Source organism: Vibrio sp. B172a (genome assembly GCF_030248355.1).
GTDB classification, from domain to species: domain Bacteria; phylum Pseudomonadota; class Gammaproteobacteria; order Enterobacterales; family Vibrionaceae; genus Vibrio; species Vibrio owensii.
The window spans coordinates 1-12,756 of sequence record NZ_JAHGAC010000011.1 but is presented as its reverse complement, the minus strand read 5'-3'; the positions used below and the strand labels follow the sequence as shown (position 1 = coordinate 12,756).

The window sequence follows — 12,756 nt, the reverse complement described above, 5'->3', positions numbered from 1 at the left end:
CTCAAATGATGTGAGGATTATTCAGCATCGCCTCTCGGATTGCAAGGGCTAAAGCGACGATTTTGCCCATTTCATTTCTGTTTGAACAAAACTCGGTCAATTCAGCGTTTTAAAGTCAACTCATGCAAGGGTTTGGCTCAACGCTTGTGCGAGAGGCTTGCTTACTTGAGTACATGTCCTCATCCGCTAAATGCAATGCTTGCTCTAGGCTAACGCTGCGCTCGCGTTTAGTCGACACACCGACAGAGATCGTTACCTGATTCAAATCACCAAAATGTTCACCTTTTACATCAAGGGCACTTAGCTCTTCAATCGCTCTGGTTAACTGCGTTTCTGTCGGGTAACCCAGCAGGATAAACTCATCACCACCAATACGATAACTTCTACCTGCCCAAACGCGATGTATCTTTAGCGAAAGCAATTGCAGTACTTTATCCCCTGCTCTGTGCCCATAAGTATCGTTGATTTGCTTAAACTTATTGATATCGAGGTACAAGATAGCCAAGTCTTTTGGCACGCCTTGTCGATACTTCACTTGCAGCGAGCGACGATTTCTTAATCCGGTTAAGTTGTCGGTATTCGATTGGCGATACAGATACAGCGTCACACCAAGCGCAAACACCAACACAAAAATAAATACCGCTTGCGTCTGAGTTGCTAACCGAACTTCGTATTCCAATGCAGTGCGCCAGTCTGGCCTCAAATCGTATTGGGCAACAATCTTTTCCAAGTCCAACATGGATATAGCGCGGCTAAAGTAAGGGGCGAGAATCTCACCGCGCTGACTGGTTGCTAAGCCAACCGACAGTTCTGATTCGTAAAACTCTCCGATGGCATCGTCTTGCTCGATGGGAATTAGCTCACTCAAACGTAAGAAATGATTGAGCATTGCGGTATCCATCGCAATGTAATCAATCTCTCTCGCCAATAAGGCATCCAACATCAACTGCTGAGAATCAAAACGATTGAGTTCCTTTAATGGCAGCATTTGTGTGAGCATTTGATCGAAGAAGTCATCTTTCACCACACCAATACGCTCAGAAATCAGCTGAGAGACATGAGAATACACGTTTGGTTTGTAGCCAAGGCGCTTAACCATGACGGAGGTTGGGTAGTAATGAGGCTGAGGGAAGTGGCTAAACGTACGTCGCTCGCGGCTAATCGTTAAAGGAGCAAGCATATCGAACTCACCTTGGATAAACTGGTTATACATAGATTCCCAGCTCTCGTTTGGTTTGCTGATCACTTGGCAATTCAATGCCAAAATCTCACAACTCTTTAAGACGATATCCGCCGTCATTCCTTCAACAGAACCATCTTCTTTGTACACTACATAAGGAAAGATAGATTCAAACTTGATGGTAAACGGCTTTTCTAAATCGATAGGAAGTTGCTTGATAGACTCACGTAATGCGGTTTGTCTCAACTCAAATTGGTACAAAGCCACCTTCTCTCGAAGTAACTTCTGCACTGCTTCGCTATGGATAAAATCAGCAAATCGAGACAGTTCTTCAAGGTGGGTTCCCTTTTGGCTAACAATCGATACTGGCTTTATTGAGATGTGGTCATTAAGCAGCTTGGCATCAAAGCCTTCAAGTAACATTGGTTTGAGTTGATTGATGGCATCGACAACGCCATCTACTTGTCTAGAACGTAACAGCGATACCGCCTCTTCATGCCCTTGGTAAGGCACCTGAATCAACTCAGGATAATATTGTTCAAGTAACGCTTCGTAGATGGTGTCTTGTGGGACACCAACGACGGTCGCATCACTCAAAATCGTATCACTTAAACCATACAGGTAGGTGTATTCAATGTTGGTGGGACGCGAGTAACTAAACAGCTTTGCCCTTTCTGGGGTGTAGGTGATGTTGGCGGCAAAATCACTTTCACCACGGGCGACAGAATCTAAAATCGCATCAAAACTCGAGTAATTAACATACTGAATTGAGACACCAAAGTTCTCTGCCACCGCGTCAAACAGGACACGCGTAACGACATCATCCGCCTCTGTCGCCACCTTATAATGAGAGACTTGTTCTGGTTCTGCTTTGAGACTCAGACTCAATAGAAAGCAAGCAAAAACCAACAGCCTTTGAACTACTTTAACCATGACTAACGTTTCTAAAAAGGCCCACTTTATATAGGGGCTAAGATTGAATTTTTATTATTAAATGCACAATAAATATGAAAGGCCGAACATATAACATCCGGCCTATTATTTCATAAACAAATCAATAGTCTGCCGCACGGGTCACTATTTACTCAGTGCAGCTACAACTATTTTATAACTCGGCTTGCTCATCACTACTACGTAAGATGTAGTCCGTCATCCAAGCGGTGCCCAGTAAGCATATCCACACAACAAAAACAGGGTTAGGAACTTCGATATTGGGGCTAACGACCAAAGCGGCAAAGCCAACGGTTGGTAAGGTCCAACAAAGCAATTTACCCCAGCGCAATGAATTTTTAATCTTAGTCAGCGCTTCCATCGACGCCAAAATACCTGTGATGCTTAATGCTACAAGCACCGCATACGGCAAATCCGCTAGCCATAAAGGCAGTAACAACAACAAAGACCACCAAGCATGCTTTTCCGATGGTTTCCAATGATTGGCAGACCACCACATCACAATCACCGATAAGGTTTGCACAGCGGTTAGCCAAGCGGAACCTCCTAGCTTACCTCCCTCCTGCGTGACCATAATGCCTACTTGTAACGTGAGAACAATTAGACCAGCAGTCAGCAACACGCCCAACGAACTCCGACGAGAGAACACCACCATGAGTAATGGGAAAAGGATCAGGATACCGACAGACAGCGCAATCGGCTGCATCGATAAGGTGACGCCATAAACGGTCATGGCACCGAGCAGAATCAGACCTGCAAGGCCACCTTGTGGCAGTATCCACAATGCGGGAATCATTAAGGCGAGAACCGGAATCTCTCCTTCGCTCAAACTGATGGCACGAGCGCACACCACGGCAAGAAGAGTCGTAACAAGAAATTGAAGTGTCGAAAAAATCATAGCGCCTCCTGGCTTCCCCAACCAACTTGGTAACTCAACGGCATGTCAAACTGGGCATTAAAAGTCGTTGAGCGGGTCTATTTATAAACTAAGCATAAGCCTGTTTTTGTATTTCCAACTTACTCTGGTAATCAATTACAGCTCAAAAAAGGAACACGGAAAAATGGTAGGTACGGACGAGCGGCAAATGATGTTAAGGAGCAAGAACTGATAGCGAAGTACAAGTCTTGTGTATTACCATTCCTTGGTAAACAACAGTGGACACTTTCAGTATGGACCAATTTTTGATGCAAATCTTTGCTGTAATTCACCAAATTCCCACAGGGCGGGTTTCTACGTATGGTGAAATAGCAAAAATGGCGGGCTACCCTGGTTACGCAAGGCACGTAGGTAAAGCGCTAGGTAATCTGCCGGAGGGCAGTAAACTGCCTTGGTTTCGAGTCATTAACAGTCAAGGCAAGATTTCATTAAAAGGTCGAGACCTAGAAAGACAAAAGCAAAAGCTTGAAGCAGAAGGGATTGAAGTGTCTGAGATCGGAAAAGTCTCACTCAGAAAATACAAATGGCAGCCTTAAGCTGCCATTTTTAATAGGTTTACATTGCCGGTAGCAATTAACGCGTGCCAACTAGACGAATGTTTGCTTCGTGTGTTTGCTCTGCGTCCGTAATCACTGGGATGCTAGTATCATTGATAAAACGCAACTTACCATCAACCTCAATACGAGCACGCAAGCTGTAACGATGGTTAGGTTTAATGTCGTTGCTGTTGTAGCTTAGTTCAAATGCCAAAGGTACTTGCTTACCTTCAGTTTCGAATGTTTGTTTAGCAAGAACTTTAGCTGGAGCATCCGCCAGAGAAACGTCTTCAAGTGCAACCGTTACTACTGCGTGTGGAGGCAGTGCGATACGCTCACGGTAAGCCACTGTACCTGTAATTGTCTTCATAGACGCCTCAGCCGATTCCATTTCTGTGTTTTGAGAAGTTTGGCAACCCACTAGTGCAGCACCGAATAGTAAAGAAGTAACAAGTAGTAGTGTTTTTTTCATAGTTTCCTCAACGGGTGTATCATTTCGCGCTAAGTATAGAGGGAGATTATTAAACTGTCTGCTGTACGTTTAGCGATTTGACAATAGTTTGACTAAGTTAGAAATTACCAAACAGTTGATTTTGTTTCATAATTGAAGCAGCAATAAAAATAAGGTGAGGAGACATCATGAGTAAACCATTAAGAGAATTGCTCAGCCTACTACAACTCGAAAAACTAGAAGAAGGCTTGTTCCGCGGACAAAGCGAGAACCTAGGTTTACCTCAAGTTTATGGTGGTCAGGTTATTGGACAAGCACTATCTGCCGCGCGATACACGGTAGAAGACGCACGTACTGTACATTCATTTCACAGTTACTTCCTATACCCTGGCGATCCTGAAAAGCCGATCATTTACGATGTCGAAAACCTGCGTGATGGCCGTAGCTTTAGTACTCGCCGCGTGAAGGCAATTCAGAACGGTCGTCCGATTTTCTACCTGACCGCTTCTTATCATGGTGACGCTCCGGGGTTTGATCACCAAAACACCATGCCAGACATTCCTGGGCCAGAGAACTTCCCTTCTGAGACGGAACTAGCAAGCCACATTGCGGAATTTTTGCCAGAGAAACTACGTAAAACGTTCTGCGGCGAGAAGCCAATTGAAACACGTCCGGTAAACATCGTTAACCCACTGAAGCCGAAGAAAACCGAAGCGAAACAATATTTGTGGATTCGTGCCAACGGTGAGATGCCAGATAATCAGTTGATTCACCAATACCTACTCGCTTATGCGTCGGACTGGGGCTTTCTGATCACCGCATTACACCCACACGAAGTATCGTTGATGACACCAAACTTCCAAGTGGCAACCATCGACCACTCTATCTGGTTCCACCGTCCATTTAAGATGGATGAATGGTTGCTGTATGCCATCGAAAGCCCAACAGCAAGCAATACGCGTGGTTTGGTTCGTGGTGAGATTTACAACCAGCAAGGCCACCTTGTTGCGACCGCAGTTCAAGAAGGCGTGATGCGCTTTACCAAATAAGCCATCGCGATGTTCAATCAAAAAAGGAGTGCCGATGCACTCCTTTTTTGATTCGGGTTAGGCACCGTAAATAGGCAACTCAGTTGTATACTTGATTGGCTCCATCGCAAAGGTCGAAGTAACGTTGGATAGCCCTCTTACACTGTTCACCAATCGCTTGTAGAACTCGTCAAAGCACTTCATGTCTTTGACCACAACCTTCATCATGTAGTCGTACTCCCCCGCCATACGATAGAACTCCATCACTTCAGGAAAATCACTTACCGTGGTCACAAAGTGGTGATACCAACCTTCTGAATGGTCACTGGTCTTAAGTTGCACAAACGCAATAAACGACAAATCGAGCTTTTCTGCGCTCAACAACGCCACGCGCTTTTCGATATAGCCTTCATCTTCTAGCTTTTTTAAACGCTTCCAGCAGGGCGTAGTAGTCAGGTTCACTCGCTCGGCCAAGTCATTTAGAGACAAGGTTCCGTCGTTTTGGAGGAAAGAAAGTAACTGCCTGTCGATTTTATCTAAGCTCATTCCTAGCATTTTCCTAATTTAGAGAAAACTTTTCTACCATTGATGAATAACAGAACAATAATAGCAAAGTTTTTCTCTAAGGTTATAGGTAGATTATCCCTATAGACAAAAACAACTACCCTACAGATTTTCGAGGAGTCACGTTATGTGTACTGACCACAACTGGATCAACAATGCTGTACGCAAAATCGAAGCAGACTTTCAACGTTCAGCAGATACTCACCTATTCAAATTAGACCTACCTTCTTTGGAAGGCATCGACATCTACCTAAAAGATGAAAGCACGCATCCAACGGGCTCATTGAAGCACCGTTTAGCACGTTCGCTTTTCCTTTACGCGATTTGTAATGGTTGGGTTGGTCCAGAAACCACGGTGATCGAAGCATCATCAGGCAGTACAGCGGTTTCTGAAGCGTACTTCGCGCGTCTACTTGGCTTACCGTTTATCGCAGTAATGCCAAAAACCACAGCACGCAAGAAAATTGAACAAATCGAATTCTACGGCGGTAAAGCGCACCTTGTTGACCGTTCAGACCAAATTTACGATGAGTCTCGTCGCCTAGCGAAAGAGCTAAACGGTCACTACATGGACCAATTTACTTACGCTGAGCGCGCCACGGACTGGCGTGGTAACAACAACATTGCGAACTCTATCTTTAGCCAAATGGAGCTAGAAGATCACCCGATCCCAAGTTGGGTTGTGATGAGCCCAGGTACTGGCGGTACATCTGCAACGATTGGTCGCTTTATCCGTTACCAAAAATACGACACAAAACTGTGTGTGGTTGATCCTGATAACTCAGTATTCTACGACTACTTCCAATCTGGTAATGCAGATATCAAAGGCGAAAACGGCAGTAAGATCGAAGGCATCGGCCGCCCACGTGTGGAGCCAAGCTTCATCGCTGGTGTCGTAGACGAAATGCGCAAGATCCCTGATGCTGCGAGTGTTGCAACGGCGCATTGGTTGTCTGGTTTGATCGGTCGTAAAGTTGGCGCATCGACAGGTACTAACCTATATGGCGTACTTCAGCTAGCGTGTGAAATGAAGCAACGTGGTGAGACTGGTTCTATCGTGACACTACTTTGTGATTCAGGTGAACGTTACCTAGACACTTACTACAACACAGAGTGGGTAAAAGAGAACATCGGTGACATTCAACCTTACTTAGCACAGCTTGAAATTATTCAGTCGAAAGGCTGCGTTGAGCCAGCATGCTGCGGTCCAATCACTGAATAAAATCAGACTTCACATACAAAAACAGCCCGCTCATTCAGCGGGCTGTTTTTTATTATCTTTGCTCTGAGAAGCGTTACTTTTTCTGACGTGCCTCAAATGCAGCCAACTGCTCTGGTGTCGCTTTTGGTTGGTGGTTTTGTTTCCACTCATCGTAAGTCATGCCGTAAACACGCTCACGAGCATCATCGATGTCGATATCCACACCAAGGTCTTCCGCTTCTGCCTTGTACCATTTGCTGAAACAGTTACGACAGAAACCAGCAAGGATCATAAGATCAATGTTTTGCACGTCTTTGTTTGCATCCAAATGCGCTAACAAACGGCGAAACGTCGCTGCGTCCAGTTTGTCTTGCTCTTCTTGGGATAGATTTTTGTATTTGAATTCAGCCACTTTACTTTCCTTTTAATTATCTCGCAGTTCATAGCATAGAAATGAGTGAGCCTGATGAGTCTAAAATTTGCGCCATTACAACAAATTTCCCTCTAAAACCACGCACTCACCCAAAAGACTGATATGATAACTGCCAGTTATCTTATTGATTAAATTAATACTAATTCTAAAAACGGTCTTTCACAAAGGTTATCGCCAAGTTATGAAAAACGCCATCCTATTATTATCTGCATTGACCATGAGTCTGCCAACTTTCGCCACTCAAGAGCAAACCCACCAATCTTATTTATACCTAGGTACAGGTAATGTGGGCTTTGATACACCGAATTTTGGTTCTGATCGCGACAGTGGCTGGTCGACACCTCACATTACGGTTGGCTGGGGTTACCATGTAAACCAATACCTCGCATTTGAAGGGGTACTGCGTTATTCACAAAATGAACTTAAGAATGATGCTCTAAAAACTGACTTAGACCTTCACTATTACCAAGCTGGTATGTCTGCGGTTGTAACCAGTGATAACTTAGGTGATACGCCACTGTCACTATTTGGCCGCGTAACCGCTCTTGGCACTCAAGCTGAAATGTATGTTCCAAACGAACAAAAAGTCACAGATGATTCTGGCGCGCTATTCAACATCGGTGCAGGTATCCATTGGGATATGAGTAAAGATATCTGGCTACGTGCTGAATACATTTACAACGTCGCCGACATGGGTTTTGATGACTTCTACGACAGTTATGAAGGCGTGCAAGTGAGCTTGGGTAAACGCTTCTAATCGCACGCTTCAATTCTGGCTTTAAACCTAGAATTGAAGACAAAGAAAAGCCGAGGTCATTGCCTCGGCTTTTGTGTTTTAGAGTTCGATTAAGGGTGTGCGATACGTCCCTTAGTGTCATGGCTAAGCGCTTTATTAAGCTCCGCTTCAACATGACCAGGTGAACGCGTCTTCGCAGAAATCAATCGGTACATTGCAGGGATAACGAACAAGGTGACTAGCGTCGCGAAGCCCATACCGAAGAAGATGACCGTACCTACTGCCACACGGCTTTCATAGCCCGCGCCCGTCGACATGATCAGCGGAATCGCACCAGCCAGCGTCGTAAATGCCGTCATCATGATTGGGCGTAGACGACGTGCTGCCGCATCTGTGATCGCTTTTTCAAACTCGATACCACGGTCACGTAACTGGTTAGCAAACTCAACGATCAAGATACCATTCTTGGTTACCATACCGATCAACATGATCATGCCGATCTGGCTGTAGATGTTCATCCCTTGGCTCATCACAACCAAACCAAGGAAGCCACCAAATACGCCCATCGGTACGGTGAACATCACCACCAGCGGGTTAACGAAGCTTTCGAACTGCGCTGCGAGTACTAAGTACGCCACCAAAAGAGCTAATGCGAACACGACCGCTACGCTAGCTTGGTTCTCTTTAAAGTCTTTTGACTCACCAGAGTAGCTCACTGAAATATCACCCGGTAAGCTATCAATCGCTTCTTGATCTAGGAAATCGAGTGCATCCCCTAAGGTATAACCTTCCGATAAGTTAGCCGTAATAGTGATCGACTTTTGCTTGTTATAGTGAGACAAACGAATCGATGCCGCGACTTCTTCAATCTTGGTCACCGTGTCCAATGTCACCAGCTCACCACTTGTGGTTCGCAAGTAAATTTGGCTTAGATCTGCCGCATTATTGAAGCTGTTTTCATCACCACGCAGGTAAACGTCATATTCTTCACCACGGTCGATGTAAGTCGTTTCACTCTTACCGCCAAGCATGATTTCCAGTGTTTCAGAGATGTCTTGTACACTCACGCCAAGTTCAGCTGCACGGCGCTTATCTACTGACACCAACAGCTCAGGTGTTTTCTCGGAGTAATCGATCTCCGCGCCTTCCATCATTGGTGATTCTTCGGCCTTATTCTTAAGCATTTCTGCCCAGACCAAAAGCTCATCATAGTCCGATCCACCAAGCACGAACTGAACTGGCTCACTCGATCCACCACGGAAACCTGGCATGAATGGGAAGACACGAACGTCAGGAATACCGGCCAGTGACTTACGCACTTCATTCAACGCTTCTTGCGCGGTAACGTCACGTTCGTTCCAATCCTCCAGAATCATGATAACGAAGCCCGTTTGGTCACCTGCTTGGCCACCGAAAGCTGGGGTTTGGATACTGAACGACTTCAAAAAGCCTTGGCCCAACAACGGCATTAAACGGTCTTCTACGATGTCCATGTTTGCAGACATACGGTTGTATGACGTTGCATCTGCACCACGAACAAAGGCAAAGATAACACCACGGTCTTCTTGCGGAGTTAACTGTGCAGGTACTTGATTCATCAAGCCATAGCTGCCGCCCATACACGCAACGATAACCAAAGGTGCCGCCCAGCGAACTTTCAACGCGCCGCGCAGTGCTTTGCGGTAACCCGATTCTAACTTGGCGAACAATTTATCAACCGCTCGATTAAATCGGTTTGGTTTCACATTCGCTTTTAGAATCTGACTGCCTAGAACAGGAGTCAGTGTCAGAGCAATCAGTGAGGAGAAGATCACTGACATTGCCAGCAATACAGAGAACTCGGTAAACAGCAAGCCTACCATGCCATCCATGAAGGAAATCGGTAGGAATACCATCACAAGGACAAGCGTTGTTGCGATAACCGCGAAGCCTACTTCTCGCGTACCTTTGTAAGCGGCCAATAATGGTGATTCACCACGCTCAATATGGTGGAAGATATTCTCTACTACTACGATCGCATCGTCCACAACCAGACCGATAGACAAGATCAGTGCCATCAAAGTAATCAAGTTGATAGAAAAGCCAAAGTAGTAAGCCGCAATGAACGAGGAAATCAGTGAAACGGGTACAGTCACCGCCGGAATAAGGGTCGCACGCGCCTGACCGATAAAGATGTACAGAACCAGAATTACCAAACCACCCGTAATAAAGAGGGTACTGTAAACCTCGTCAATCGAACGTTCGATAAAAACGGTAGCGTCATAATCAATCGCTAGACGAGTCCCGTCAGGCAGGAACTTCTGAATCTTATCGACTTCGGAGCGAACAGCTTGTGCCACTTCTAACGGGTTTGCATCAGACTGAGGCACCACACCTAAGCTGATGTTAACCACACCATCACTCTTAAACGTCGAGTTTTCGTTTTCTGCGCCGATAAACACATCCGCCACATCTTTTAGGTAGATAGGCGTGTTATCACTTGCGCGTTTCACGACAAGGTATTGGAAATCTTCTGGCGTGTTGTAAGTACGCGCGGTTCTCACCGACATCACGGTTGAGTCGTTACGTACTTCACCACCCGGGCTTTCTAAGTTTTCACTTCGCAGAGCGGCTGTAATGTCAGATGCTGTAACCGAGCGACCCGCCATCAGGTCTGGTTTAAGCTTCACATACATTACTTTGTAAAGGCCACCAGACAGATCGATAGAACTTACACCAGAGATCAGACTGAAACGGTCCATCAGAACACGTTCCGCGTAGTCTGTTAGCTGGGTTCGGTCCATTTCAGACGAGCTAAGGTTAATATAGAGGGAAGCTTCACCCGAACCGTTGTTCTTAAAGACCACAGGATCGTCGGCTTCGTCCGGTAATGAACGTTGAGCACGAGCCACCGCATCACGAACATCACTTACGCCCGTATTAAGGTCATAACCCAATTCAAAGGTGATGGTGATGCGCGACATACTGTTTCGAGTAGTGGAACTGATTTCATCAATACCACTGATACCCGAAAGTTGGTCTTCCAATACTGAAGTAATTTGGCTTTCAATGATGGTTGCAGAAGCGCCTTCGTAACGAGTGCTGATCGATACAACTGGGCTTTCGATGTCTGGCATTTCGCGCACTGCTAGTTTTGTAAACGACACAAAGCCGAATACACACAGCAGCATGCTTAATACCAACGCCGCAACGGGGCGCTTTACGGAAACGTCAGAAAGTAACATTAGTTCGCTTCCTTAGCCGCTTCGTCTTGCGTGCCCTGCTCACCACTTGCCTTAGCGGTTTTCGCTTTTCCTGGAGCGACGATCTCTTTGACTTCAACACCATCACGCATGTTCACAATGCCTTGCACGACGATCTTGTCACCGATCTCTACGCCAGATTCAATCACTACTTCATTATCAACACGAGCACCCAAGAACACTTCTTGACGCTTAGCTTTGTTGTCTTCATCAATAACGTACACGAAACGCTTAGTACCTGAGTATTCCAGCGCTTGAACTGGGATAATTGGCGCTTCAATTGCAGGGAATGCCAAAGACGCATTCATAAGCATACCCGGCTTGAGATGATTTTCTGGATTGTCGAATTCAATACGAATACGTAGATTCAAAGTCTCTGCACTGATGCGAGTATCGATACCGGTTACTTTTCCGACGAAATCAACACCGTTCCAAGCACTGGTCGTCGCGTGAACTTCCATACCGACAGACAGCATCGACAGGTAACGCTCTGGTACTTGCAGATCCAACTCCATGACAGAAAGGTCATCCAGAGTCAGCAGTTCAGAACCTGCACTCACCATTTTTCCTCGGCTGAAATCGATGAAACCAACGGTGCCGGCAAAAGGTGCACTGATATTTAGGTCCGCTAAGTTGGCTTTTGATGCATCAAGACGTGCTTCGGCAATCTCTACACTCGCTTTTTGTGCATCGATTTCTGTTTGAGTGATGGCGTTACGTTTAACCAAACGCTGAAACTCTTTTAACTTACGTTGCTCATCTTTTAGGTAAGCTTTTGCTTCTACTAATGCAGCTTGCGCTTTATCGTCATTTAATAGAATAAGAAGTTGGTCTTGTTGAACGTTTTGGTTGGCTTTTACGGCGATCTCTTTGACCTTGCCTGCGACCTCAGAAGCAACAACAACCGATTGGGCAGCTTCAAGCTTGCCGATCAGTGACAAAGACTGGTTGATTTGATGCGTCTCTACTTGCTCAGTTACCACCGTAACTGTTGATGGACCACGTTTGGCTGCAAAAGCGGCTGGTGATGCCATTAAAATAGAAAGCGTTAAAACAGATAAAGTGGCTCTCATACTCATAATTTTGACTACTAATCAGATAAACTTATGTCATTAAACTGAATACAGTTTATCAGTTGATACGACGCCTAACGTCAAGTAGTGTAAATTCAAGTAAAAAGTCAGTTTCTCTTTTGTATAAACGACATACAAAACGCTGACTTTCTACCATCTTTGCCCAAAAAGGCAGCATTCAACGTAAAAACGTAAGAAAAACGCTTTACAGCCTGAGCGAGTTTGCTATGATGCGCTCCGCACTTGAGAGATGTGTTGGGAAAACAATCTTAAGTATAAAAATACCCTGGAGGGGTTCCCGAGTGGCCAAAGGGAGCAGACTGTAAATCTGCCGGCACTGCCTTCGATGGTTCGAATCCGTCCCCCTCCACCATATTCTTTCTTGTGTTTTTCCTTTGAACATAAGAACAACTTGGAAGCTAGG

11 protein-coding genes and 1 tRNA gene are annotated in these 12,756 nt (G+C 45.5%); 5 read left to right on the top strand and 7 right to left on the bottom strand.

The window, feature by feature from the left end:
* Positions 1 to 115: 115 nt before the first annotated feature.
* Entirely contained in the window at positions 116 to 2,113 is a 1,998-nt protein-coding gene (locus KIT90_RS13355) for a GGDEF domain-containing protein (protein WP_045412781.1), read from the bottom strand.
* A 172-nt stretch (positions 2,114 to 2,285) separates the two neighbouring features.
* On the bottom strand, positions 2,286 to 3,029 hold the full coding sequence (locus KIT90_RS13350; protein ID WP_005437538.1) for a hypothetical protein: 744 nt from the start codon (positions 3,027 to 3,029) through the stop codon (positions 2,286 to 2,288).
* Between the two features lie 272 nt (positions 3,030 to 3,301).
* Between KIT90_RS13350 and KIT90_RS13345 the strand changes: the two genes are divergently transcribed.
* Positions 3,302 to 3,604, top strand: a complete 303-nt coding sequence (locus KIT90_RS13345) for a DNA base-flipping protein (protein ID WP_005446629.1) — start codon at positions 3,302 to 3,304, stop codon at positions 3,602 to 3,604.
* A 37-nt stretch (positions 3,605 to 3,641) separates the two neighbouring features.
* On the opposite strand, the gene KIT90_RS13340 is transcribed toward KIT90_RS13345, so the two are convergent.
* Positions 3,642 to 4,076: a YbaY family lipoprotein gene (locus tag KIT90_RS13340; RefSeq protein ID WP_005437540.1), complete on the bottom strand. Its 435-nt coding sequence runs from the start codon at positions 4,074 to 4,076 to the stop codon at positions 3,642 to 3,644.
* A 167-nt stretch (positions 4,077 to 4,243) separates the two neighbouring features.
* Between KIT90_RS13340 and tesB the strand changes: the two genes are divergently transcribed.
* Positions 4,244 to 5,104, top strand: coding sequence for an acyl-CoA thioesterase II (tesB, locus tag KIT90_RS13335; RefSeq protein ID WP_039841523.1), 861 nt, complete (start codon positions 4,244 to 4,246; stop codon positions 5,102 to 5,104).
* Between the two features lie 57 nt (positions 5,105 to 5,161).
* On the opposite strand, the gene KIT90_RS13330 is transcribed toward tesB, so the two are convergent.
* Positions 5,162 to 5,629 carry an Lrp/AsnC family transcriptional regulator gene (locus KIT90_RS13330; protein WP_020195052.1) on the bottom strand — a complete coding sequence of 156 codons (468 nt, stop codon included), beginning with the start codon at positions 5,627 to 5,629 and terminating at the stop codon, positions 5,162 to 5,164.
* Positions 5,630 to 5,774: 145 nt separating this feature from the next.
* Here KIT90_RS13330 and KIT90_RS13325 point away from each other — a divergent pair, with 145 nt between their 5' ends.
* Positions 5,775 to 6,869 (top strand): PLP-dependent cysteine synthase family protein, encoded by a 1,095-nt coding sequence (locus tag KIT90_RS13325; RefSeq protein WP_285377065.1) that lies wholly within the window; start codon positions 5,775 to 5,777, stop codon positions 6,867 to 6,869.
* A 73-nt stretch (positions 6,870 to 6,942) separates the two neighbouring features.
* Here KIT90_RS13325 and KIT90_RS13320 read toward each other — a convergent pair whose 3' ends face one another.
* On the bottom strand, positions 6,943 to 7,260 hold the full coding sequence (locus KIT90_RS13320) for a DUF1244 domain-containing protein (RefSeq protein ID WP_039841519.1): 318 nt from the start codon (positions 7,258 to 7,260) through the stop codon (positions 6,943 to 6,945).
* A 202-nt stretch (positions 7,261 to 7,462) separates the two neighbouring features.
* Here KIT90_RS13320 and KIT90_RS13315 point away from each other — a divergent pair, with 202 nt between their 5' ends.
* Positions 7,463 to 8,038, top strand: a complete 576-nt coding sequence (locus KIT90_RS13315) for a porin family protein (protein ID WP_285377064.1) — start codon at positions 7,463 to 7,465, stop codon at positions 8,036 to 8,038.
* A gap of 89 nt (positions 8,039 to 8,127) precedes the next feature.
* Here KIT90_RS13315 and vmeF read toward each other — a convergent pair whose 3' ends face one another.
* Positions 8,128 to 11,241 carry a multidrug efflux RND transporter permease subunit VmeF gene (gene vmeF, locus KIT90_RS13310; protein ID WP_285377063.1) on the bottom strand — a complete coding sequence of 1,038 codons (3,114 nt, stop codon included), beginning with the start codon at positions 11,239 to 11,241 and terminating at the stop codon, positions 8,128 to 8,130.
* Positions 11,241 to 12,338, bottom strand: a complete 1,098-nt coding sequence (locus tag KIT90_RS13305; RefSeq protein ID WP_027726604.1) for an efflux RND transporter periplasmic adaptor subunit — start codon at positions 12,336 to 12,338, stop codon at positions 11,241 to 11,243. Before KIT90_RS13305 ends, vmeF begins: the two co-directional genes overlap by 1 nt.
* Before the next feature lie 282 nt (positions 12,339 to 12,620).
* Here KIT90_RS13305 and KIT90_RS13300 point away from each other — a divergent pair.
* Positions 12,621 to 12,705: transfer RNA gene (locus KIT90_RS13300), tRNA-Tyr, on the top strand.
* Positions 12,706 to 12,756: the final 51 nt, after the last annotated feature.